General features: G+C 38.2%; 21 protein-coding genes and 1 pseudogene. 15 read left to right on the top strand and 7 right to left on the bottom strand.

The annotated features are described in order from the left end of the window. The first annotated feature begins 29 nt into the window (after nt 1-29). From OZ002_RS02840 to OZ002_RS02820, 5 genes are all read left to right on the top strand, one after another. Entirely contained in the window at nt 30-2,393 is a 2,364-nt protein-coding gene (locus tag OZ002_RS02840) for a phosphoketolase family protein (protein ID WP_220723255.1), read from the top strand. A 367-nt stretch (nt 2,394-2,760) separates the two neighbouring features. Next, complete coding sequence (gene truB, locus OZ002_RS02835; protein ID WP_002331466.1) at nt 2,761-3,684, top strand: tRNA pseudouridine(55) synthase TruB; 924 nt, start codon at nt 2,761-2,763, stop codon at nt 3,682-3,684. A gap of 3 nt (nt 3,685-3,687) precedes the next feature. Beyond that, complete coding sequence (gene ribF, locus OZ002_RS02830) at nt 3,688-4,629, top strand: riboflavin biosynthesis protein RibF (protein WP_002288521.1); 942 nt, start codon at nt 3,688-3,690, stop codon at nt 4,627-4,629. Between the two features lie 351 nt (nt 4,630-4,980). Then, a complete protein-coding gene (locus OZ002_RS02825) occupies nt 4,981-5,766 on the top strand; it encodes a glucose-1-dehydrogenase (RefSeq protein WP_002331464.1) in 786 nt (261 codons plus the stop codon). Between the two features lie 12 nt (nt 5,767-5,778). Further along, complete coding sequence (locus OZ002_RS02820) at nt 5,779-6,630, top strand: GRP family sugar transporter (protein WP_104844527.1); 852 nt, start codon at nt 5,779-5,781, stop codon at nt 6,628-6,630. Between the two features lie 123 nt (nt 6,631-6,753). On the opposite strand, the gene OZ002_RS02815 is transcribed toward OZ002_RS02820, so the two are convergent. Both OZ002_RS02815 and OZ002_RS02810 read right to left on the bottom strand, forming a co-directional pair. After that, nucleotides 6,754-7,206, bottom strand: a complete 453-nt coding sequence (locus OZ002_RS02815) for a helix-turn-helix domain-containing protein (RefSeq protein ID WP_002296526.1) — start codon at nt 7,204-7,206, stop codon at nt 6,754-6,756. A 464-nt stretch (nt 7,207-7,670) separates the two neighbouring features. Further along, nucleotides 7,671-8,039 carry an iron chaperone gene (locus tag OZ002_RS02810; protein WP_002294467.1) on the bottom strand — a complete coding sequence of 123 codons (369 nt, stop codon included), beginning with the start codon at nt 8,037-8,039 and terminating at the stop codon, nt 7,671-7,673. 149 nt (nt 8,040-8,188) lie between these two features. Between OZ002_RS02810 and OZ002_RS02805 the strand changes: the two genes are divergently transcribed. Further along, nucleotides 8,189-8,671 (top strand): YbaK/EbsC family protein, encoded by a 483-nt coding sequence (locus OZ002_RS02805; RefSeq protein ID WP_002294466.1) that lies wholly within the window; start codon nt 8,189-8,191, stop codon nt 8,669-8,671. A gap of 36 nt (nt 8,672-8,707) precedes the next feature. After that, nucleotides 8,708-9,718 (top strand): S66 family peptidase, encoded by a 1,011-nt coding sequence (locus tag OZ002_RS02800; protein WP_125179151.1) that lies wholly within the window; start codon nt 8,708-8,710, stop codon nt 9,716-9,718. Between the two features lie 114 nt (nt 9,719-9,832). On the opposite strand, the gene OZ002_RS02795 is transcribed toward OZ002_RS02800, so the two are convergent. Next, nucleotides 9,833-10,546, bottom strand: a complete 714-nt coding sequence (locus OZ002_RS02795) for a hypothetical protein (RefSeq protein ID WP_002323966.1) — start codon at nt 10,544-10,546, stop codon at nt 9,833-9,835. Between the two features lie 189 nt (nt 10,547-10,735). Then, nucleotides 10,736-11,326, bottom strand: a complete 591-nt coding sequence (locus OZ002_RS02790) for a type 1 glutamine amidotransferase family protein (protein WP_156248968.1) — start codon at nt 11,324-11,326, stop codon at nt 10,736-10,738. Nucleotides 11,327-11,809: 483 nt separating this feature from the next. Between OZ002_RS02790 and OZ002_RS02785 the strand changes: the two genes are divergently transcribed. From OZ002_RS02785 to dnaJ, 6 genes are all read left to right on the top strand, one after another. Further along, nucleotides 11,810-12,037, top strand: a complete 228-nt coding sequence (locus OZ002_RS02785; protein ID WP_002331459.1) for a hypothetical protein — start codon at nt 11,810-11,812, stop codon at nt 12,035-12,037. A 15-nt stretch (nt 12,038-12,052) separates the two neighbouring features. Further along, on the top strand, nt 12,053-13,219 hold the full coding sequence (hemW, locus tag OZ002_RS02780) for a radical SAM family heme chaperone HemW (protein ID WP_325082845.1): 1,167 nt from the start codon (nt 12,053-12,055) through the stop codon (nt 13,217-13,219). 233 nt (nt 13,220-13,452) lie between these two features. Beyond that, nucleotides 13,453-14,496 (top strand): heat-inducible transcriptional repressor HrcA, encoded by a 1,044-nt coding sequence (hrcA, locus tag OZ002_RS02775; protein WP_002289532.1) that lies wholly within the window; start codon nt 13,453-13,455, stop codon nt 14,494-14,496. A gap of 93 nt (nt 14,497-14,589) precedes the next feature. Next, the gene (grpE, locus tag OZ002_RS02770) at nt 14,590-15,153 is read left to right on the top strand and encodes a nucleotide exchange factor GrpE (protein ID WP_002296525.1); all 564 of its coding nucleotides are present in this window, start codon (nt 14,590-14,592) and stop codon (nt 15,151-15,153) included. A 50-nt stretch (nt 15,154-15,203) separates the two neighbouring features. Further along, entirely contained in the window at nt 15,204-17,033 is a 1,830-nt protein-coding gene (gene dnaK, locus OZ002_RS02765; protein ID WP_002292134.1) for a molecular chaperone DnaK, read from the top strand. 150 nt (nt 17,034-17,183) lie between these two features. Continuing rightward, entirely contained in the window at nt 17,184-18,350 is a 1,167-nt protein-coding gene (dnaJ, locus tag OZ002_RS02760) for a molecular chaperone DnaJ (RefSeq protein ID WP_002289374.1), read from the top strand. Nucleotides 18,351-18,431: 81 nt separating this feature from the next. Here the strand turns inward: dnaJ and OZ002_RS02755 are convergent. Beyond that, nucleotides 18,432-19,060: pseudogene (locus OZ002_RS02755) on the bottom strand (PucR family transcriptional regulator). An 11-nt stretch (nt 19,061-19,071) separates the two neighbouring features. Here OZ002_RS02755 and OZ002_RS02750 point away from each other — a divergent pair. After that, a complete protein-coding gene (locus OZ002_RS02750; RefSeq protein WP_002296523.1) occupies nt 19,072-19,245 on the top strand; it encodes a hypothetical protein in 174 nt (57 codons plus the stop codon). Between the two features lie 44 nt (nt 19,246-19,289). Here the strand turns inward: OZ002_RS02750 and OZ002_RS02745 are convergent, their stop codons facing one another. Beyond that, nucleotides 19,290-20,027 (bottom strand): amino acid ABC transporter ATP-binding protein, encoded by a 738-nt coding sequence (locus tag OZ002_RS02745; RefSeq protein ID WP_002292113.1) that lies wholly within the window; start codon nt 20,025-20,027, stop codon nt 19,290-19,292. A 1-nt stretch (nt 20,028) separates the two neighbouring features. Beyond that, on the bottom strand, nt 20,029-21,531 hold the full coding sequence (locus OZ002_RS02740; protein WP_002331457.1) for an amino acid ABC transporter substrate-binding protein/permease: 1,503 nt from the start codon (nt 21,529-21,531) through the stop codon (nt 20,029-20,031). A gap of 258 nt (nt 21,532-21,789) precedes the next feature. Between OZ002_RS02740 and uvrB the strand changes: the two genes are divergently transcribed. Then, nucleotides 21,790-23,784 carry an excinuclease ABC subunit UvrB gene (uvrB, locus tag OZ002_RS02735; protein WP_325082844.1) on the top strand — a complete coding sequence of 665 codons (1,995 nt, stop codon included), beginning with the start codon at nt 21,790-21,792 and terminating at the stop codon, nt 23,782-23,784. Nucleotides 23,785-23,791 lie beyond the last annotated feature (7 nt).

Genomic DNA, 23,791 nt, shown 5'->3' with positions numbered 1-23,791 from the left:
AAGAGTAATAATGAAAAGGAGTGTTATGTATGGATTATTCTAGTAAAGAATACTTTGATAAAATGACGGCTTGGTGGCGTGCTGCTAATTATCTTTCTGTTGGGCAACTTTATCTTAAAGATAACCCCTTACTGAGACGTACATTGAAACCAGAAGATGTCAAAAAACATCCAATCGGTCATTGGGGAACGATTCCTGGCCAAAATTTTATTTATGTCCATTTGAACCGAGTCATCAATAAATATGATTTGAACATGTTTTATATTGAAGGGCCAGGACACGGCGGACAAGTCATGGTATCGAATGCTTATTTAGATGGAAGTTACACAGAGATCTATCCAGAAGTAACGGAAGATGAGACAGGAATGCAAAAATTATTCAAACGATTTTCATTTCCTGGAGGCATTGCTTCTCATGCAGCACCAGAAACACCAGGTTCTATCCATGAAGGCGGAGAGCTTGGATACTCTCTTTCACATGCAGTAGGAGCTGTATTAGACAATCCTGAAGTAATCTCTGCTGTCGTGATTGGTGATGGTGAAGCAGAAACCGGTCCTTTAGCTGGAAGCTGGTTCTCAAATGTCTTTATCAATCCAGTGATAGATGGAGCTGTTTTACCGATCCTTCATTTAAATGGTGCAAAAATAGCCAACCCAACGATCTTGGCACGTAAATCAGATGGAGAATTAGCAAATTACTTTAACGGACTTGGCTGGGAACCTTTCTTTATTGAAGGAAATGATTCAGAAAAATTAAATCCTGTTATGGCTGAAAAAATGGATCAAGCAATCGAGAAAATTAAATCCATCCAAAAAGAAGCTCGCCTGAAGACAGCAACAGATGTCGTGATGCCAAAATGGCCAGTATTGATCGTACGCACACCAAAAGGATGGACCGGTCCAAAAGAATGGGACGGGGAACCAATTGAAGGCACCTTCCGAGCACACCAAGTACCGATTCCTGTAGATCAAGAACATATGGATCATGCAGATGCTTTACTCCGTTGGCTGAAATCCTATGAACCAGAAAAATTATTTGATGCACAAGGACGTATTTTAGAAGAAATCAGAGAAATCGCGCCTACTGGTGACCAAAGAATGGCAAAAAATCCTATCACCAATGGTGGAATCGATCCAAGACCGCTTATTATGCCAGATTGGAAAAAATATACTTTGCAATTTGAAAAACCAGGCTCCGTTAAAGCAGAAGATATGACCGAACTTGGTAAATTCGTTCGCGAGATCATTGAGAAAAATCCAGAAAATTTCCGTATATTTGGACCAGATGAAACAAAATCAAACCGATTGAATCAAGTTTTCAAAACGACAAATCGCCAATGGATGGAAAAAATCGAATCAGAAAATGATGAATGGCTTTCGCCATCTGGTCGCGTCATCGACAGTCAATTATCGGAACACCAAGATGAAGGGTTCTTAGAAGGGTACGTTCTGACTGGACGGCATGGTTTTTTTGCAAGTTACGAATCATTCTTGCGAGTGGTTGACTCTATGTTGACTCAGCACTTCAAATGGATGCGGAAATCACATGACCTTTCTTGGCGAAAGGATTATCCTTCGCTGAATCTCATTGCAAGCTCAACAGTCTTCCAGCAAGATCACAATGGATATAGCCACCAAGATCCAGGAATATTGACACATTTGGCAGAAAAGAAGGCGGAGTTCATCCGTGAATATCTGCCTGCGGATGCAAATACATTGCTCGCAGTCATGGATAAAGCATTCCGCTCGTCAGAAAAAATCAATTTGATCATCTCTTCCAAACATCCGCGTGCTCAATTTTACTCAGCAGAAGAAGCAGCCGTCTTAGTGAATGAAGGCTTGAAAATCATTGATTGGGCTTCGACAGCAAAAGAGGAGGAACCTGAATTGGTCATTGCTGCTGCAGGAACGGAATCTAACTTAGAAGCATTAGCAGCTGTAACTTTGCTGCTGGAAGAATTCCCAAAACTAAAAATTCGGTTCATCAATGTCGTAGATTTATTGAAATTACGTCATCCAAGTCAAGATCCGCGTGGGTTGAGCGATGAAGAATTTGATCAATATTTTACAAAAGACAAACCGATCTTATTTGCTTTCCACGGTTATGAAACATTGGTCCGCACGATTTTCTTTGATCGTCATAACCATCATTTAATGATTCATGGCTACAAAGAAAATGGAGATATCACGACACCATTTGACATGCGTGTAGTAAATGAACTTGATCGTTATCATTTGGCAAAAGACGCAGCTTTAAAAATCAAAGGAAGTCAAGCAGAAGATTTTGCGAAAAAAATGGATCAGAAATTACAAGAACATCAAAACTATATTCGTGAAAATGGTATTGATCTGCCAGAAGTATTGGATTGGAAATGGAAAAAACTTGACCAATAAAATGATAAAATCGATCCCGCAAAACAGAATTTTTTACATTGATTAAGAAACTGAAAAAATAAATAAAAAAAACGGAAAAAAGACTGGAAGAATGGCCAGTCTTTTTTTTCGTTTTTGGGAAGTGAAAACCAAACTATTTACCTGTAAGCCACCCATAAATCCAATCAAATGGTGCAAAGAAAAAATCTTCCATTCTATTCCCTCCTTTAAAAAAGCATAACATGATTTCTATTTACGTGAGCATGAATTTTGTTACGTTTTTATTGCCGAAAAATAAAAACCGTTCATTATGATGTCAAATTCGTCAGTAATTGATGCAATGTGTTATAATAATTCAGTTAAATCAAAAATGAAATGGAGAAAAGACATGGACGGGTTATTACCTTTATGGAAAGAACGCGGAATGACAAGTCATGATTGCGTATTCAAATTAAGAAAAATCTTACATACGAAAAAAATCGGACATGGGGGTACGCTTGACCCAGACGTAGACGGTGTGTTGCCCATTTGTATTGGAAAAGCCACAAAAGTTATCGAATATTTGACAGATTCTGGGAAAATCTATGTAGGCGAGATAACTCTAGGTTTCAGTACAACGACGGAAGATCGATCCGGAGAACGGGTAGAAACAAAACCAGTAGATATGTCTTTATCTGAAGAAAAAATAGATGAAGTGATGGCTTCATTTATTGGTGAGATCACCCAGATACCACCAATGTACTCAGCGGTAAAAGTCAACGGTAAGCGGTTATATGAATATGCCCGCAATAATGAAACAGTGGAGCGGCCTGTTAGAAAGGCTCAGATTTACCGTTTTATCCGGACAAGTGAATTGACAAGAGACGAAGTGACAGGAACCATTTCTTGGCGCTTCGAAGTAGAATGCGGGAAAGGAACCTATGTCCGCACATTAGCTGTAGATACAGGCAAGAAACTTGGTTACCCTGCGCACATGTCTGATCTGACCCGAACAGCAAGTGCCGGTATGTCCCAGAAGGATGCTCTGACATTAGAAGAAGTAGCTCAAGCTGTGAAAAATGGGACAATCGATGATTGTTTGCTGCCAATAGAAAAAGGAGTGGAACGGTTCAAACGAGTAGATATTACTGATAAAGTATGGCAGAAAGTAAAAAACGGTATGAGACTTAATTATACTGTATTTGCGCTCCCAGAAATGCCGTCAGAAGAAATTGCTTTGTTTTATAAAGGAAAAGTTGTCAGTATCTATCAGCCAAACCCGAAAGAAAAAAACAAATTAAAACCTAGTAAAGTATTGAGAAATGAGGAATAACGAATGAATATCATCAAGATCAGACATCCTTACCAATCAGAACAAATTCCAGAAGACGATGTCGTTTTAGTGCTGGGATTTTTCGACGGCGTGCATATCGGACACCAGAAAGTCATAAAGACAGGTATGGAAATTGCACAAAAAGAAGGATTGAAATTAGCATTGATGACTTTCAATCAGCATCCATCTATTGTCTTTAAAAAGATCGATCCTAGCAGCGTGAAATATTTGACTAGCCTTAAGCAAAAAGAAGAAAAAATGGCCGCTTTGGGTATAGATTATTTATATGAAGTTGATTTTACTTCTTCTTTTGCTCATTTAGCACCGCAGGAATTTGTTGATCAATACATCGTAGGGTTACATGCAAAATATGCTGTTTCCGGTTTTGATTATACGTATGGACCAAAAGACATTGCAGATGTCGCTCATTTTCCTGAATATGCCAAAGGAAGATTCAAAATCGTCACAGTTTCTAAAGAAGAAGAACAAGGTGAAAAAATCAGCTCTACCCGTATTCGAGGATTACTAGACAGCGGACAAGTAAAAGAAGCAGCAAAACTATTAGGTTGCACATATGAGGTAGAAGGGGTAGTTGTCCATGGCGATGCACGAGGCAGACTACTAGGATTCCCTACAGCAAATGTCAAAGTAAAGAGCACAGTTCATTTGCCTAAAGAAGGTGTTTATGTATCGGAAATAAAAATTGGGGAAACTTGGTATCCAGCCATGGGTTCAATTGGACATAATGATACATTCGGTGAAGGACGGGAGCTGACTGTAGAATTGTATATTTTGGACTTTAATCAAGATATCTATGGTGAACATGTCGCAGTACGCTGGAATCAATTTTTAAGAGATCAAGTGAAATTTTCTAGTGTAGAGGAATTGATTGAACAACTCAAAGAGGATGAACAAGCAACAGCTGAATATTTTTCTCAGCAATAAAACATTATGCATAAAATCTCTTGTTTATGTATAACTAGCAATTACAATAAAATGGGTGATAAATAAGCCCAGGAAAGGGGCTGCGACAAAAGTCTTGTCACAGCCTTTTTTTCCAAATAAATGGTTTTTCAGAAGTAGCTTCTTCGGAAATAAGCCGAAATTTCTTGAAGCTGACCACTTCTGTCACAACCTCTTTCTTTATAGAAATAAAAGGACACTAGCAATTCATGAAAACGATTGCCAGAGCGTATCATTTGCTTTAGACTATATATCTTGGTGTACACTCACTTTAAGACGGAAATAAAAGTTATCCGTAATAACAGGTTTAGGTATGAAAAAGGAGTGGGTACTATGTACAAGGAATTAGAAAACAAAGTCGCAGTAGTAACTGGTGGCTCAAAGGGGATTGGAACAGCGATTGCTCAACGATTCGGGAAAGAAAAAATGAATGTAGTTGTCAACTATAACTCGGATAAAGAAGGAGCAGAAAAAGCAGTCAAAGCAATCGAAGAGGCAGGCGGAAAAGCAGTCTCTGTACAAGCAGATGTCAGTTCTGAAAAAGGAATACAGCGTTTACTTGATACGGCTTTAGAAAATTTTGGGACACTGGACGTTTGGGTTAATAATGCTGGGATGGAAAATCAGCATCCAACCCATGAACTTAGCCTTGAAGATTGGGAAAGAGTGTTAAAAGTCAATTTGACTGGCGTTTTTATCGGAACGAAAGCGGCTTTAAATTACTTTACAGAGAATAATAAAAAAGGAAATATCATCAATATGTCTTCTGTTCATGAACAGATCCCATGGCCAACTTTTGCTCATTACGCTGCTTCAAAAGGCGGGGTAAAATTATTTACCGAAACGGTAGCAATGGAGTATGCACCGAAGGGAATCAGAATCAATAGTATAGGCCCTGGTGCTATCCGTACACCTATTAATGCGGCAAAATTTGATGATCCTGAACAAAAAGAACTCTTGGAAAGTATGATCCCACTAGGACGCGTAGGTGAACCAAAAGAAATAGCAGCGACAGCTGCATGGTTGGCTTCAGACGAATCCAGTTATGTTACAGGTATTACACTATTTGCAGATGGTGGGATGACTTTATATCCTTCTTTCCAAGGTGGAAAAGGATAAGGGTGAATAAAAATGGGTTTATTGATTGCATTGATCCCGGCAGTTGGCTGGGGGATCCAGCCACTGATTTTGAAAAAGATTGGTGGCAGACCAACAAATGAGATATTAGGAACTGGTATTGGAGCGGTGCTTGTCGGCTTACTCATTCAATTATTCGCTTCTCCAGCTGGTATTTCAGTGACGACATTTTTGATTAGTTTACTTTCTGGTGCATTTTGGGTTATTGGACAAACAGGACAGTATACATCTTTCAACTTGATTGGTGTTTCTAAAACGATGCCAATTTCGACTGCATTACAGTTAGTCGGAACCTCGTTGATTGGTGTCTTCGCTTTTGGAGAATGGTCTGGAAGTATGGGGAAAATCATTGGAGCAGCAGCAATCATTCTTCTTGTATTTGGTTCTGCTTTAACGGCAATCAGTGATGATCCTGGAAAAAAAGGCGGTATCACAAAAGGAATTAGTCTATTAGCATCAACAAGTATTGGTTATTGGGTATACAGTGCATTGCCTAAACTAGTTGATGCAAGCGGACTTTCCATTTTCTTTCCGCAAATGATCGGTGTCTTTTTAGGGGCAGTGATTTATGTGATTTTCCGTAAACCAACCGCATTTTCTGAAGACAAGAGTTGGAAAGCAACGATCGTTGGAGCCATCTTTAGTGTGTCAGCATTGGCTTATATTTTTTCAGCAAATGAAAATGGGGTTGCTACTGCATATATCATTACACAGCTAAACGTAGTTATCTCTACATTAGGCGGTATGTACATCCTGCATGAAAATAAGACACCAAAAGAAAAAAAATTAACGATTATCGGATTATTGCTGATCGTAGTAGGAAGCATGGTCACGGTCTTTATTTGAGGATAAAGATGGTAAAATCTCATTTATTAAAAAAATATTTGTTTGAACCAAACAGTAAGTACTTATAAAAAAATAGCGCTAGAATTTCCAACATCTCTGGAATTTCTAGCGCTTTTTAATTGTTTAAGATACAAGGGAAATATCTGTCTGGATCAATAATTTTTCATTGATCCATTGACTAAAGTTTACGACATAATTGAAGTTACCACCGATTAGTATCTCCGCATGATTGTCTTTATAAAGATCGTATTGTAAAAGACGGTCTTTTTTATTTGCGTAAACATCGTTATGGTACTGGACTAATTGTTCTCGGAATTGATTGATTGCTGTAAAATCACGATATTGAAGGTTGAAACGCATCGTGATTGGTGCATTTAGCATGAATCGCTGCATTTCTTTTGCTGCTTCCTCTGCTTGGTCTCCGTATAGGAACTCAAAAAGATTACGTTCAGAAAATTTCCATTGCCCGCCAACCTTTGTTCCTTTTAGTTTTCCTTCATGAAGATAATTTCTGATAGAACGTGTAGTAACACCTAATTGTTCGGCTAATTCATTTACTGAGTAAAAATCTTTCAATGTTCACCCTCCTATGTGAATGGTTCTACTGACTTAGTTGATATTTGCTTAATCACGAAATGTAGAAAGAACGATTTTAATTAAGGTCATTGTAAAAATCAAGTCAGAAAATTCTAACTTTTATTTCTCTAAAGAAATTCGTTCTCTCCTAAAGTGATATTATATTTAAATATACCTGAAAATAATGGGCAGTATTATGAAAGATCACTGATATTTTCTCGTATTTTTTCCTTATTCAAAAGTTTTGCAGGAAAATTGCTGAAAAAATAATTTTACTAAGTGGAAAATTCAAAGCCATTCAATCAGTGATTTTTTTCAGCACAAGAAAGACTCCTTATAAAAATAGCAGATACTTTGTCAATTAAGTGTTTAACCAGGGATGATAAAAAGGATAGGATTGAACAAAACCTGTATAAGATGATGAATAGTTTCCTCGCCAGTAAAAGGTTTATTCGTATAAAGCTTTATCGCCAAAATTTATCATGACCTTTTTTATCTTCAATATTAAATGAAATCAATTGTTCAATCAATTCCCAGTTGATTACACTTTTCCAAGGAACTTTGATGACGTTATCCGTATATACGTAGCCTGCTTCTTGGATATTTTTTTCAAGGGCACGAATCGCTGCTTTTTCCGGTGCGATAGAAAAATGATTTTTAGCAAAACTAAATGCAATAATAAAGGTACCATGGTCAGTAAACATAGGTTGGTTCCATTTTACAGTTGTGTCTAGCTGGGGATACGTTTCTGTTATCTTAGCAAAAAGGTCTTTGATCTTTTGTTGATGTTCTTTTTCTTTGATCTGATTGATGATCGGCTGAAATTTTTCCATTCTAAAACGCCTCCATTAAGTGGTTTGATTTATTTTACCAGAAAAACAATAGTTATGTATAAAAAACGAACAAAACACAAGTAATGTTGTAACCGCTATATTTATATGATAAGATGTCTCAAATAATAAAATAGAAAAGAGACATAAAAATGATTGACTTGGCAAAGAAATTCTTACACGAAAATATATATTTTGAGTTGTATCATCATCGAGCCATTTATACAAATGAAGATGCTTTGGTAATAAAGAAAGAACAAGGATTTACAGGTACAGAGACCAAAAGCTTATTCTTAAAAGATAAAAAAGATAATAACTACGTATATCTGACTTTTACTACGAAACAAACGGATTTCAAAGCATTAGGGAAGATCGTCGGTAAAAGGCTTTCTATTGTTTCATCAGAACGCATGGAAGAACAAACGGGACAAAAGCAGGGCGCTGTTTCTCCGTTTGGTTATGAAAAACAGATTCCGATTATTATTGATGAAGAGCTCTTATCAAATGAAAAACTTGTTTTTGCACCAGGTAGACCAGATCAAACGATGGTCATCCAAACGGTTGACTTAAACAAAATCATCCAGCTACTTGAGATGCCGATATTTTTGATGCCGGCAAACGAAAAAAACAATTAACCAAGTAAAATAGTGCATACTTGGAGGTGAAGCAACATGATAAGTTATCCATTATTAGAAAGAAATGCAACGATTGGGGTTACTGCACCATCCTCAGGCGTATCAGAGGAACACCATTCGTTACTCGAATCAGCTTTAAAGAGAATGGAAGAAAAATCTTTCCAAGTAGTTACTGGAAAGACGCTTTGGACGCAAGATAAGGAAAAATCAGGTCCAGCAAGAAAACGAGCAGATGAATTCAATCAAATGATGCAAGATGAAAATATCCAAATGATCTTTCCGCCTTGGGGAGGAGAATTATTGATTGAGATTCTCGATTTTGTCGATTTTGATGCTCTACAACCAAAATGGATAGTAGGTTATTCAGATATTAGTACGTTGCTACTTGCTGTCACATTAAAAACAGGGATAGCCACTGCACATGGAACTAACCTTATTGATTTAAGAGGAGAGTACTTGGATGAAACGACAGCAATGTGGGAAAGTGTACTGAAAACAAGAGAAGGAGAATCGATTCTACAGCAATCTTCTGAAAAGTATCAAAAAGTGTGGCCCCATGAGCATTCATCATCTTCTGTTTTCCATCTCACTGAACCAACAAATTGGCAATCAATCAGCGGAGATGCAGTAAGGATGAAGGGACGATTATTAGGTGGCTGTATTGATACGATCAGGCATTTAATCGGTACCCCTTATGGAGATGTCCAATCTTTTAAAAGAAAGTATAATGATGGAAAGCCGATCTTGTGGTTTCTAGAAAACTGTGAGCTATCGTCAGTTGATTTAAGAAGATCACTTGTTCAGATGAAACTGGCAGGCTGGTTTGATGGCAGCTCGGGGATCATGTTCGGTAGAAGTGCGGCAGAGGATTTGTTAGATTATAAAATGAAGGATGTATACGAAGATCTGTCAAAGGAATTAAAACTACCGATCTTGTATGATATTGATTGTGGTCATGTACCGCCACAACTGACATTGATTAATGGTGCCTATGCAGAAGTAGCGGTAGAAGATAGAAAAGCGACTGTTTTGCAAACGTTTATTTAAAAAATTTTTTCCTGCCTTGGAGTTTATCAAAGACCAACAAATCTAAATAGAAAAGAAAATGAAAGAAGCTGACAGTATTTTGCCAGCTTCTTTTTGTATGATCTATTAGAAATTTTAATTATCCATAACTATCACATTGATCAGCTGTTTCACATCATTTGGATTTCCTGTAGGAATAGCTACTACAGATGCATTATCAATGATTTCTTGAGTTGTTTCTCTAATGAACGCTGGATAAGATGTTTGATCTGCAGGCATTTGCCAATGTGAAGGAACTGGATAACTAGTGATTGTCCCGTCATGGTTACTTGAATACACTAAAACTCCCTGGTAACTGTATTTCCCAGTGAGCATAACCACATCTTTCGGATAGACTGCACTCCCTGCATCATAAGGGGCGATAGGTGTTCCTGCAGGATAATGAATAACATGTAATTCGAAATCACCCGATGTATCTCTAAAAGTATTACCTCTAATAGCTAGCCAAACACGTGCGTACTCAATTTGTAGATCAGAATATCCTGCTAACGGATCTATTGACTGAGAAGACTGTGAGGAGGTTGTGTCTATTGTTGAAGAAGAAATATTTGTCTCAACTGTACTACTAGATGTAGAAGAAGTATTGGGTTCTGAGACTTTACTGCTTGTTGAAGATGTATTCGTTTCAGTAGAAGCTGATTTCTGAGTACTTGATTTTTCAGCTGAACTGGTTTGCCTGATTGAACTTTTGTCTGTGGTCGCAGATGGATCACTATTTTCTTTACTAGGAGACGTACATCCTACAAGGAATAAAGAGACCAACAATAAAATAAAACCTAACTTTTTCATATAAAATACCTCATTATTTTTTTAATACCAGTATAGCATAATCCTGAATTTTTGAATCCGTAAAACCTTGTCTATGAATATAAATAGAGTGTATCTTCTTTGATAAATGTCAGAAAAAGTGTGACAAATAATCATCAGTAAAATTACTTGTCACACTATTGATAAGGAGTATTTAATTGAAGAGAATGATTAGGAGAAAGGATCTCCGTACTTTTTATAGTAATCATAGAATCCGAGTTTGTATAGACGAATCGTTTTTTGTCTTATTTCTTCTGTTTCAAAATGGACTGCTTGAAGAATCAAGTCTGTGAATTCTATAGGAGCTGTTCCATTCGCAGTAATCAAATTACGATCTTTCACAGCTTGTTGTTCTATAAAATCTTCTTTATTCTGATAATTTTCCGATTCTAACCAAGAAAATTGCGCATTTCCGGTGTGTTTGTAACCTTGCAATAATCCGCTCTGAGCTAAATAATCAACTGCCCCACAAATAGCAGCTACTGGTACGTCTGTTTTTAACAATTTATCGATTATTTGATATAAATGATGATTTTTTATGTCCCATGAATTGCCACCGATCATAATAAAAAGGTCAACTTTTTCAGGTATTTGTTCGATTAAGTAATCGATTTTTGTTTTTAATCCTCCAATGGAAGTGACCTCTGATTGGATAGAAGCAGTTTTGTTTTGCCATTTCTCATTTTGGTTTAGTGTGCTAGTAATATAAGCCTCTTCCCAATCGGCATATTCCTCTAATAGAAACGTAATCGCAGTTTTCATTTTCAAGCTCTCCTTTACTATCTATGACAAGGACAACAGTTTTAACATACAGACATTCATTAAATTTGGATAGCGACAGCGAAAACAACAATTCTTAAGTTTTAGACAGAGTATACAGACAGTCAACTTAATTAAATACGAACTAAATAAAAATGACAGGTAATCATTTTTGTTTACCAGCATTATAACATTTTGCATACATGGATGACAAAAGAACCAATTCCCACTTGCTTGAGTACAATATTAAAAGAAACTGGAAGGCAAAAAGTAATTATAGAAACGAAAAATAAATCATATCGGGCACTCAGACATGAAAACAACCCTAGAAATATATAACTAGGTAACCAGTTTAATGAAAGAAAAAATCATCCAAGAAGTCGATTCTTGGATTTTTTAGTGGATTTGTTCGCCAAATACGTTTAGTATGCGTATATGAGAGGTTGTAAGCAAAGCGTTGTGACCTGAGCACTTAAGGAGGAATCTGTGAAAATAGCTTTTCATATTTTTGCAGATTTTGAGTTAATGCCGAAGGTCAGCTTTGCGATTACCGTTTATCGAGAGGCTGTAAAAGCACCGTGTAGCTCCGATGACAATAAGCAAGCATTTTTAGAGCTAGGTTTCCTTGATTCTAAATATGCGGCTTATTTCAATGAGTTGGTGCTTGAACGCGATTTTAAGAAGGTCGAAAACAGGCACGACTTTTCGACGTAAGGAGAAAGAATTTCAATGATAGAAACAATAAATCCCGCAGAAAACAAGGTTTCTGCGTACATTCATATCCCATTTTGCGAGCATATCTGCTATTACTGTGACTTTAATAAAGTTTTTTTAGAAGGGCAGCCAGTAGATGAGTATGTGGAAATGCTGCTGAATGAAATGAAAATAATGCTGGAAAGTCATCCTACAGCGAATTTGGAAACACTTTATGTAGGAGGCGGAACACCAACTTCTTTATCTGCTAAACAACTTGATCGACTATTATCAGGTGCTAGAGAGATCCTGCCTTTTCAAAATGGTAATGAGTTTACTGTAGAAGCGAATCCTGGTGATTTGACCCGTGAAAAACTTCAAGTGATGAAAAACTATGGCGTCAATCGTTTATCCATGGGAGTGCAGACATTTGACAATCGCTTATTGAAAAAAATTGGACGTAAACATACTGCAGAAGATGTGTATCAAACAATGCAATTTTTAGAAGCAGAAAATTTTACCAATGTAAGCATCGATTTGATTTATGCATTACCGGGACAAACACTAGAAGGATATCGGGATACTTTGGAAAAAGCTTTGGCTTTGGATCTGCCTCATTATTCTTTGTACTCATTGATCCTTGAAAACAAAACAATGTTCATGAACTGGGTACGACAAGGTAGACTCGAACTGCCTGATCAGGAAACGGAAACCAGAATGTTTGAAGAGACGATTGAAGCAATGGAAAAGCATGGACGTCACCAATATGAAATAAGTAACTTTGGGCTCTCCGGACATGAATCTCAACATAACCTCATGTACTGGAACAATGACCGCTATTTTGGGTTTGGAGCTGGTGCTAGCGGTTATCTTGGAGATATTCGTTACCGCAACAAAGGACCAATCCAACACTATTTACGCCCATTACGAGCAAATGAACGCCCGGTATTGGAAGAAGAAAAATTGACACGAAAAAATCAAATAGAAGAAGAAATGTTCTTAGGACTAAGAAAAAAAACAGGGATTACTAAAAAACATTTCTATGATCGCTATCAAAAAACAATTGAATCGGTGTACGGTGATGTGCTAAGGGAATTAGAGCAAGAAGGGTTACTTGTTAATGAAGAAGACCGTGTTTATTTGACACCAAGAGGGACCTTTTTGGGGAACAATGTGTTTGAGCGCTTTTTGTTTGAAAAATAGTTTAAAGAATATTTGTTTTTTATCTGAATTTAAATAAAAAAAGTTCAAAAATACAATAAAGGACTATTGAAACGTTGATATAACTGGATTTACATCAATTATTTAGAATTAGCACTCTTGTGTTTAGAGTGCTAAAAAATGGAGTCTTTCTCTTGACAGGAGAAGGGCTTCTTGCTATATTTATAAGTGGATTAGCACTTAGAATATATGAGTGCTAATGAGAGGTGAGGAAGATGTTAACAAAGCGACAAAACGACATTTTACGTCTGATCATCCAACACTATACGAGTAGTGGCGTGCCCGTTGGTTCCAAAACATTGATGTCTGAGGGAGTCAAGGCCAGCTCAGCAACGATTCGCAATGATATGAAAGCATTAGAAGATGAAGGATTGCTGTTGAAGACTCACTCTTCTTCTGGGCGGATTCCATCTGCTTTAGGCTATCGTTATTACGTGGATCATTTGTTAAAACCTGCTCGCGTAGCAGAAGATGATTTGCTGCTGATTCGTCAGTCTCTAGGCAGAGAATTTCATGAAATCAATGAGATTATTAAGCAATCTGCTGAGATATTATCTGAGCTGACAAGCTATACGACTTTTTCATTGGGACCTGAAATAAAAGACCGCCGACTGACTGGCTTTCGTATCGTACCCTTGAATAATCGACAGATTATTGCTATCGTCGTAACAGATATGGGGAATGTAGAAAGCCAAGTCTTCACTCTTCCCGAATATATGGGAAGTCAGGAACTAGAAAAAATGGTACAGATTGTAAACGACCGTCTAGTCGGAGATCCTCTGATGACGGTGTACCATAAACTTCGTACGGAGATTCCGATGATTCTTCATAAATATTTCCAAACGACAGAAGGGATGTCTCAGTTATTTGACACCGTTCTTGGTCATGTTTTTGAAGATAAGGTTTATGTCAGTGGACAAATGAATCTCTTGGATTATGAGCCCCGTCAAGATCTTGATCAGTTCAAATCGATGTTTTCTTTTATGAAAGACTCAGACGGACTTACACAAATGATCACTCCGATGGATAGCAATATTCATATCAAGATTGGTGCTGAATTAGGCAATGATTTATTGCAGAATATGAGTATGATTCAAGCAAGTTACGAGATAGATGGTCATGGAAGAGGTACAATAGCCTTGTTAGGGCCTACTAGTATGCCTTATTCTCGGATGTTCGGTCTAGTCGATGTTTATCGAAGAGAACTAGCAGCTAAACTTGCTGATTACTACCGTTCGCTTGACTTGTCAAACTCGTAATGTGAATAACGAAGCTATTTGCAGCTGATCGTTCTCTCTTTCTTAGTAAGAGCAATCAAACAGCTGACTGAATAATGAAAGGAAGACTGTATCGTGAAAGAAAATCAAGAAGAACTAGATAAAGAAATGACAGATGCTCAGCCAGAACCGGAAATCGATGTCGAAGCTGCAGAAGATTCGGGTATTTCAGAAGCTGAAGCGGAAGAATTCGAAACAGCGAAATTAAAAGCTGAGTTAGAAGAAATGGAAGATAAATACTTGCGGGCTCGTGCTGAAATCGCAAATATGGCAAATCGAGGAAAAAATGAGCGTGAGCAATTACAAAAATACCGTTCACAAGATTTAGCCAAAAAATTACTTCCATCAATTGACAACCTGGAACGTGCATTAGCCACAGAAGTGTCAGATGATCAAGGGGCAGGTTTGAAAAAAGGCGTGGAAATGGTCTTGGAAAGTTTGCGTAACGCACTGGAAGAAGAAGGAATTGAAAAAATCCCTGCTAAAGGAGAAGCCTTTGATCCTAATCTTCATCAAGCAGTACAAACTGTTCCAGCGACTGAAGATACACCAGCCGATACGATTGTAGAAGTACTACAAGAAGGCTACAAATTACATGATCGCGTGTTAAGACCAACTATGGTCATTGTTGCACAATAATTGTGCGGATATAAAACTTACACTTTCAATTAAAGAAGGAGACGTTAATTATGAGTAAAATTATCGGTATTGACTTAGGTACGACTAACTCTGCAGTAGCAGTATTGGAAGGAAACGAAGCAAAAATCATCGCTAACCCAGAAGGAAACCGTACAACACCTTCTGTTGTATCATTCAAAAATGGAGAAATCCAAGTAGGGGAAGTTGCAAAACGTCAAGCTGTGACAAACCCAAATACGATTTCATCAATCAAACGCCATATCGGTGAAGCAGGTTACAAAGTAGATGTAGAAGGTAAATCATATACACCACAAGAAATCTCAGCAATGATCCTTCAATATATCAAAGGATTCGCAGAAGACTATTTAGGTGAAAAAGTCGAAAAAGCAGTTATCACTGTGCCAGCTTACTTTAATGATGCACAACGTCAAGCAACAAAAGATGCTGGTAAGATCGCTGGTCTAGAAGTAGAACGCATCGTCAATGAACCAACTGCAGCTGCTCTTGCCTATGGTTTAGATAAAACAGATCGCGACGAAAAAATCTTAGTATTCGACCTTGGTGGCGGTACTTTTGACGTATCTATCCTTGAACTAGGAGACGGTGTCTTTGATGTATTGTCAACAGCTGGCGACAACCATCTAGGTGGGGACGACTTTGATAACAAAATCATCGACTACATGGTAGCAGAATTCAAAAAAGAAAACAGCATTGACTTGTCTCAAGACAAAATGGCTTTACAACGCTTGAAAGACGCTGCTGAAAAAGCGAAAAAAGATTTATCTGGCGTATCAAGCACACAAATCAGCTTGCCATTTATCACAGCAGGAGAATCTGGACCATTGCATTTGGAAATGACATTGACACGTGCAAAATTTGATGAATTAACAGCTGACTTAGTAGAACGTACAAAAGTACCAGTACGTCAAGCGCTAAAAGATGCAGGTCTATCACAATCAGAAATCGACGAAGTTATTTTAGTCGGTGGATCTACTCGTATCCCTGCAGTTGTAGAAGCAGTACGTAAAGAAACAGGAAAAGAACCAAACAAATCAGTTAACCCTGATGAAGTAGTTGCTATGGGTGCTGCTATCCAAGGTGGCGTGATCACTGGTGATGTGAAAGATGTTGTTTTACTTGACGTTACACCATTGTCATTAGGTATCGAAACAATGGGTGGAGTGTTCACTAAATTGATTGACCGCAATACAACGATTCCAACAAGTAAATCACAAGTATTCTCAACTGCGGCAGATAATCAACCAGCAGTAGACATCCATGTATTACAAGGTGAACGCCCAATGGCTGCTGACAACAAAACTCTAGGAAGATTCCAATTGACAGATATTCCAGCAGCTCCTCGTGGTATTCCACAAATCGAAGTAACATTCGATATTGATAAAAACGGGATTGTAAATGTATCTGCGAAAGATCTAGGTACACAAAAAGAACAAAAAATCACGATCAAATCTTCTTCAGGTCTAACAGACGAAGAAATCGAACGTATGGTAAAAGATGCAGAAGCAAATGCAGAAGCAGATAAAGCTCGTAAAGAGGAAGTTGACCTACGTAATGATGTAGATGCATTGCTATTTTCTGTGGACAAAACATTGAAAGAATTAGAAGGCAAAGTGGACGAAGAAGAAGTGAAAAAAGCAGAAACAGCTCGCGATGAATTGAAAGCCGCTGTTGAAGCAAACAACATCGAAGAAATGAAAACTAAACGCGATGCATTGAACGAAATCGTTCAAAACTTGACTGTTAAACTATACGAACAAGCGGCACAACAACAAGCTCAAGAAAACCCAGAAGCAGCTCAAGGCGGAGCAGATGATGTCGTTGATGCTGATTTTGAAGAAGTCGATGGCGACGATAAATAATCAGTTCACTGAATTTCGAGAGAAGGCCAAAGTTGCTACTTTGGCTTTTTCTTTTGAAAAATAGTTTGAAGTATCGGTTTTTGTTTCAAACAAAATATGATATGATAACAAGCGACGTGAAAATGATGAGAACCAATAGGAGGAAAGCCTATGGCAACAAAACGTGATTATTATGAAGTCTTAGGGCTCTCAAAAGGAGCATCAGAAGATGAAATAAAGAAAGCTTATCGTAAGCTTTCGAAAAAATACCATCCTGACATCAATAAAGAACCTGATGCGGAAGAAAAATTCAAAGAAGTATCAGAAGCATATGAGATTTTAAGTGACCCGCAAAAACGCGCTGCATATGACCAATACGGGCATGCAGGCACAGATCCAAATTACGGTGCTGGTGGAGCTGGTGGCGGATTTGGTGGATTCGGCGGCTTCTCTGGTGGCGGCTTCGGTGGTTTTGAAGATATCTTCGACTCTTTCTTTGGAGGAGGCGGTCGGTCAGTCGATCCAAATGCGCCTCGTCAAGGTGCTGATTTGCAATATACGGTCGACTTGTCTTTTGAAGAAGCGATTTTTGGTGTAGAAAAAGAAATCAAGTATAATCGGGAAGAAATCTGTCATACTTGTGGTGGGAACGGTGCAAAACCAGGCACACAACCAACTACTTGTCATAAATGTCATGGTGCAGGTACGATCAATGTAGAACGCCAAACACCACTTGGACGAGTGATGAGCCGTCAAACTTGTGATGTTTGTCATGGGACAGGGAAAGAAATCAAAGAACCTTGTCCAACCTGTCATGGCTCAGGACATGAGAAGAAAGCACATTCAGTTAAAGTGAATGTACCAGCTGGTGTAGAAGAAGGACAACAAATGCGTTTAGCTGGTCAAGGAGAAGCTGGAGAAAACGGCGGACCATTTGGTGATTTGTATGTGGTCTTCCGTGTAGAAGAAAGTGATATCTTTGATCGTGAAGGTTCTGAAATTTACTATGAATTGCCTTTAAGTTTTGTACAAGCAGCTTTGGGGGATGAAGTCCAAGTACCAACTGTCCATGGAGATGTGAAATTGAAGATCCCTGCTGGAACACAGACAGGTACGAACTTCCGTTTACGTGGAAAAGGCGCTCCGAAGTTACGTGGTGGTGCAACAGGCGACCAACATGTCAAAGTAAAACTGATCACACCGAAAAATCTAAATGAACAACAAAGAGAAGCATTACGTGCATTCGCTGAAGCTGGCGGCATCAAAGTTGAAGAACAGCAAGAAGACGGTTTCTTCGATAAGTTTAAAGATGCTTTTGGCGGGAAAAAGCGGAAGTAGTTTTTCTAGTAAAAACGCTAAGTCATTAATAATTAAAAACCAGACGAACAATCATATGTTCGCCTGGTTTTTTTGTAGTTGTCATGTTTGTACCAACAAAAAAGCCAGCTTTAGAATATGATAATCGTCATAGTTTCTAGGGGTATAACCAGTGAGAGAATGGAACTTGTTCAATCGATATTGCAAGGTGTTTTTATGAATAAATAATTCTTCTGAGCAATTTTTGATGCTTCCGTTATTTTTACTGAAGCATGCCAAAGTCTTCTTGAACAAATGTACTTCTTCTTCTGTCGGGCTTTTCAAAATACGTTTTACATATAATGTTCGTTGATCTGACGGGATTGCTGGTAAAATGATCCCGAGGTCTAAATCTTCAAAAAAGCGGATCTCGTTCACAGATTGATGGAAAGTTATCCGTTCACAGCGTGTTGGGCATGAAGGAAAGATTGCGGTGTCTCTTGCTCTGTATAACAAAGCGACCCAATTCCAAAGTTTAGCTGTAACTGATACATTTTATTAAACTTTGTCTGGATTTTATCAAGCAATGATAGCAATGAGGCTCTGGAAATCCGATTGACTAGGATAATGATTTGTTGTCTATGTACAGTGAACAAAGCCTGTCCGTAATAAGAGAAGATCCTTTCGAGCAACTCCAATAAAGGATTGATCCGTTCTTGACACAATTGCTGGTTGTCAGAAAGTTGTCCCACAACTACATAATATGGAGAAGAAAAATCAAGCTCAATTAAGTGAGGGTGGTATCGACTATGTACTTGATATCATCAATGAACCGATGGTACTTTCTTATGCGATGGAACAGGTAGAGCGATTGCTTGTTTGTGCAGGAAAACAAGCGATGCGGCTGATACGATTAGGTGAGAAAATAAGAAGATAAAAATACACGGTCTCTTCATGGCGACCGTGCATTTTTGGTTTTTATTAAATATTTAATACTTTATTCAAGAAATCTTTTGTCCGTTCATTTTGCGGATTTTCAAAGATTTGTTGAGGCGTTCCGTCTTCTAAAAAGTTTCCGTCGTCAATGAACATGACGCGATTGGCCACTTCTTTAGCGAACCCCATTTCGTGCGTAACGATAACCATCGTCATACCTTGTTCTGCTAACTTTTTCATGACGTTCAAGACATCACCGACCATTTCAGGATCGAGTGCAGAAGTAGGCTCATCAAAAAGCATGATGTCAGGGTTCATCGCTAGAGCACGAGCAATAGCCACACGCTGTTTTTGTCCACCAGAAAGCATTTCAGGATACATATCTTTTTTATCTTCTAGACCAACTGTCTGCAGTAATTTGATTGCTTTTTTCTCTGCTTCTTCTCTAGATTCTTTCTTCAGGTCCATCGGTGCTAAAATGATGTTTTCCAAAATAGAAAGATGAGGGAATAGGTTAAAGTGTTGGAATACCATTCCGATATGTTGTCTCACCAAGTTGATATCTGTGCTTTTATCCATCAAGTGGGCGCCGTCAATAATAATTTCACCGTCAGAAGGTTCTTCTAAACGATTCAAGCAACGCAAGAATGTACTTTTTCCTGAACCTGAAGGGCCAATGATACAGACGACATCTCCTTCGTTGATGGATACATTGATGTCGTTTAATACTGTGTTATCGCCGTATTTTTTGACTAAATGCTCAACTAAGATTTTTTCTGCCATCTTACTTCACCTTCTTTTCTAAAACTTTTGCTAATTTTGTCAATGCTGTGATCAAAATCAAGTACATGATCGCAATGATCAAGTAAACATACGTACTTTGTGTTGTACGTGCAACAATGATCTTACCAGTTTGCAGCAATTCGACTACACCGATTGCGGAAATGATCGTTGTGTCTTTTAATGAGATAACGAACTGATTGACGAATGATGGGATCATGATGCGTATCGCTTGCGGCAAAATGATTTTTTGCATTGTCCGATTATAAGAAAGACCTAAACTTCTGGAAGCTTCCATTTGTCCGACAGGAACGGCGTTGATCCCGCCTCGAACAATCTCTGCGATATAAGCACTTGCGTTAAGAGTCAAGGTGATAACACCAGCAAGGAAGTCAGGAATCGTAAATCCAACGATACCAGGCAACCCAAAGAAAATAAAGAACGCAAGAACCATCATTGGAATTCCTCGGATGATATCGACATAAATACTAGCAAGTGTGCGAAGAGCGCGTATTGGTGCTACACTGAATAATCCAAAAATCACACCGATTACTATAGCCAAAGCAAAGGAGATCAAAGTTAGGAGAATTGTTCTCCAAAGTCCTTTCAACAATGCTTGATAGTTGTTTTGGATAAGTCCAAGAAATGTTGATTCATCAGCAGTGGAAGACTCACTGGAAGTTTCTGAACCATCCGCTACATATTCTTTAATAATCTTATCGTATTCGCCTGTTCTTTTTAATTCTTTCAATCCTTCATTGAACATATTAAGAAGCTCAGGATTTTGTCCTTTTTTAACGGCAAATGCATATTTTCCGCCAGATTCTTTTTTGATCGGTGTTTCCAATTCTTGTCCTTGTTTGATCGCATAACCGATTACCGGATAATCATCCATCATTGCATCGATTGCGCCAACTTTTAACCCGTCGTACAATTGATCAGCAGCATCAAAATATTTGATAGAATAGCCATATTCAGATTCATGGTCGCTTAAAAATTCAGCACTTTCGGTACCAACTTTTGCTCCGACTGTTTTTCCTTTCAAATCTTCATAAGACTTGATCGAAGTATCTCCTTTTTTGACAGCTAATTGGATCCCGCTATCAAAGTAAGAATCAGAAAAATCATAGCTTTTCTTTCGTTCATCTGTTACAGTCATTCCGGCAATCATTCCGTCTGCTTGTCCTGATTCCAAAGCTTGCAAAGCAGCAGAGAAACCACGGTAGTCCATTCGGATGTTAAATCCTTGCAGTTTGGCGATGTTTTCCATCAATTTTACATCGATGCCTTCGTACTCGCCCTTTGCGTTTTGAAATTCAAATGGAGCAAAAGCAGAGTCACTGGCAATTACGTATACGTCTTTTTTGGGCTCTATTTTTTGCATTGTCTCGCTTGTGCTTGACTCTGCCGTTGTAGTGTTGTCAGCTTGTGCAACATGACCAAACGCAAGTGTCACAAGTCCTGTCATTAAGAAAACAAATGAGTGAAATAAATGCTTTCTTTTCATAATCAACCTCCTAAATTTCCAATATTTTATTATTATAGGCGAAAAGTGCTGAATCAGACAAGACTGTAAGCTCGAAAAAATGAAAAAAATGCGAGTTTCTAACATTTTATGTTATAAAACGTAACATGTATAATAAGATAAAAAAGTAGCGAAAGTATGTTCGGTGTGGTATAATTTTTTAGTAAGGAATGCCTTTGCTTTCCTTTTCTTTTTATTGGTCGTAAAATGAAAAGGAATGAATGAAAAGGAGGACGAAGAATGATTGAGAGAGATACCTCCCGACACTTTGAGCTTGTCTCGAAATACCAACCGGCTGGTGATCAGCCTGAAGCGATTAACCAATTAGTGGATGGCGTAGTCGGCGGGAAAAAAGCACAAATCTTATTAGGTGCGACTGGAACAGGGAAAACATATACGATTTCCAATCTTATTGAGAAAGTGAATAAACCAACACTGATTATTGCCCATAACAAAACATTGGCTGGTCAGCTGTACGGGGAATTCAAGGAATTTTTCCCTAACAATGCTGTTGAATATTTTGTTTCTTATTATGATTATTATCAGCCTGAAGCTTATGTGCCTTCAAGCGATACGTATATCGAAAAAGATTCAAGTGTAAATGATGAGATCGACAAATTACGACATTCGGCTACTAGTTCATTATTAGAAAGAAATGATGTGATCGTCATTGCATCCGTTTCATGTATTTTTGGATTAGGCTCGCCTTTTGAGTACCAAAAACAAGTAGTTTCAATTCGACAGGGAGCAGAACTAGATCGCAATCAGCTGATTCGTGACTTAGTCAGTATCCAATTCGAAAGAAATGATATAGATTTTCAGCGCGGTCGTTTTCGAGTGCGCGGTGATGTCGTGGAGATTTTTCCGGCTTCAAGAGATGAACGTGCCTTACGTGTGGAGTTTTTTGGAGATGAGGTCGAACGTATCCGAGAAGTCAATGCACTGACAGGTGAAGTTTTAGGAGAAACGGAACACGTAGCAATCTTCCCGGCGACTCACTTTGTGACGAACGATGAACATATGGAGCATGCCGTAGCGAATATCAAAGCGGAATTAGAACAGCGTTTAACTGTCTTGCGAAATGAAAACAAACTTCTGGAAGCTCAACGTTTAGAACAGCGAACCAATTACGATATTGAAATGATGTTAGAAATGGGCTACACGTCGGGAATTGAAAATTATTCTCGGCATATGGACGGACGTAAAGAAGGTGAACCGCCTTATACGCTATTGGATTTCTTTCCTGAAGATTTTTTGATCGTGGCGGACGAATCGCACGTAACCATGCCTCAAATCAGAGGAATGTATAATGGTGACCGAGCGAGAAAACAGATGCTAGTAGATTACGGTTTTCGTTTGCCATCTGCTTTAGACAATCGGCCACTTCGGTTAGAAGAGTTTGAAAAACATGTCAATCAGATCATTTATGTCTCTGCGACGCCAGGACCATATGAACATGAACAAACAGATACCGTTATCCAACAAATCATCCGTCCGACAGGGCTGCTTGACCCAGTGATCGAAGTCCGTCCAATCATGGGACAAATCGATGATTTAGTAGGCGAAATAAATGAACGAGTCGAAAAAGACCAGCGGGTGTTTGTAACGACATTGACGAAAAAAATGGCAGAAGACCTCACAGATTATTTCAAAGAATTAGGGATCAAAGTCAAATATTTGCATAGTGATATCAAAACGCTGGAACGAACAGAAATCATTCGAGATCTTCGATTAGGTGAATTTGATGTGTTAGTTGGAATCAATTTGCTTCGTGAAGGATTAGACGTACCTGAAGTTTCCCTTGTTGCTATCTTGGATGCGGATAAAGAAGGCTTTTTACGTAGTGAACGTTCCTTAGTCCAAACGATTGGACGAGCTGCTCGGAATGAAGAAGGTAAAGTAATCATGTACGCAGACAAAGTAACAGATTCTATGCGTCTAGCGATGGATGAAACATCAAGACGCCGTACGATTCAGCAGAAGTACAATGAAGAACATGGGATCGTTCCAAAAACGATCATTAAAGAAATCCGAGATTTGATTTCTATTACGAAAGAATCGGAAGATGATACAAAAGAAGCGGTACAAGTCTCGTATGAAGAAATGACGAAAGAAGAAAAAGATACGTTATTGATGAAATTAGAAAAAGAAATGAAAGATGCGGCGAAAGCATTGGATTTTGAAACAGCCGCTAATGTGCGAGATATGATTTTAGAATTACAAGCTTCAAAGTAGGAGGACA

The sequence above is a fragment of the Enterococcus sp. E4-150 genome, from assembly GCF_035726465.1.
In the GTDB taxonomy this organism is placed as follows: domain Bacteria; phylum Bacillota; class Bacilli; order Lactobacillales; family Enterococcaceae; genus Enterococcus_B; species Enterococcus_B faecium.
Note: the sequence above shows the minus strand (reverse complement) of the source record. Positions and strands in the feature narration are given on the sequence as shown.

What these genes read in the sequence shown, in the direction of transcription:
- OZ002_RS02745 (WP_002292113.1), bottom strand. Translation starts at nt 20,027, where the DNA reads ATGGCAGAAAAAATCTTAGTTGAGCATTTAGTCAAAAAATACGGCGAT.
- ribF (WP_002288521.1), top strand. Translation starts at nt 3,688, where the DNA reads ATGAATATCATCAAGATCAGACATCCTTACCAATCAGAACAAATTCCA.
- OZ002_RS02740 (WP_002331457.1), bottom strand. Translation starts at nt 21,531, where the DNA reads ATGAAAAGAAAGCATTTATTTCACTCATTTGTTTTCTTAATGACAGGA.
- truB (WP_002331466.1), top strand. Translation starts at nt 2,761, where the DNA reads ATGGACGGGTTATTACCTTTATGGAAAGAACGCGGAATGACAAGTCAT.
- OZ002_RS02840 (WP_220723255.1), top strand. Translation starts at nt 30, where the DNA reads ATGGATTATTCTAGTAAAGAATACTTTGATAAAATGACGGCTTGGTGG.
- dnaJ (WP_002289374.1), top strand. Translation starts at nt 17,184, where the DNA reads ATGGCAACAAAACGTGATTATTATGAAGTCTTAGGGCTCTCAAAAGGA.
- dnaK (WP_002292134.1), top strand. Translation starts at nt 15,204, where the DNA reads ATGAGTAAAATTATCGGTATTGACTTAGGTACGACTAACTCTGCAGTA.
- uvrB (WP_325082844.1), top strand. Translation starts at nt 21,790, where the DNA reads ATGATTGAGAGAGATACCTCCCGACACTTTGAGCTTGTCTCGAAATAC.
- OZ002_RS02790 (WP_156248968.1), bottom strand. Translation starts at nt 11,326, where the DNA reads ATGAAAACTGCGATTACGTTTCTATTAGAGGAATATGCCGATTGGGAA.
- OZ002_RS02800 (WP_125179151.1), top strand. Translation starts at nt 8,708, where the DNA reads ATGATAAGTTATCCATTATTAGAAAGAAATGCAACGATTGGGGTTACT.
- OZ002_RS02750 (WP_002296523.1), top strand. Translation starts at nt 19,072, where the DNA reads ATGGAGAAGAAAAATCAAGCTCAATTAAGTGAGGGTGGTATCGACTAT.
- OZ002_RS02805 (WP_002294466.1), top strand. Translation starts at nt 8,189, where the DNA reads ATGATTGACTTGGCAAAGAAATTCTTACACGAAAATATATATTTTGAG.
- hrcA (WP_002289532.1), top strand. Translation starts at nt 13,453, where the DNA reads ATGTTAACAAAGCGACAAAACGACATTTTACGTCTGATCATCCAACAC.
- OZ002_RS02795 (WP_002323966.1), bottom strand. Translation starts at nt 10,546, where the DNA reads ATGAAAAAGTTAGGTTTTATTTTATTGTTGGTCTCTTTATTCCTTGTA.
- OZ002_RS02820 (WP_104844527.1), top strand. Translation starts at nt 5,779, where the DNA reads ATGGGTTTATTGATTGCATTGATCCCGGCAGTTGGCTGGGGGATCCAG.
- hemW (WP_325082845.1), top strand. Translation starts at nt 12,053, where the DNA reads ATGATAGAAACAATAAATCCCGCAGAAAACAAGGTTTCTGCGTACATT.
- OZ002_RS02825 (WP_002331464.1), top strand. Translation starts at nt 4,981, where the DNA reads ATGTACAAGGAATTAGAAAACAAAGTCGCAGTAGTAACTGGTGGCTCA.
- OZ002_RS02810 (WP_002294467.1), bottom strand. Translation starts at nt 8,039, where the DNA reads ATGGAAAAATTTCAGCCGATCATCAATCAGATCAAAGAAAAAGAACAT.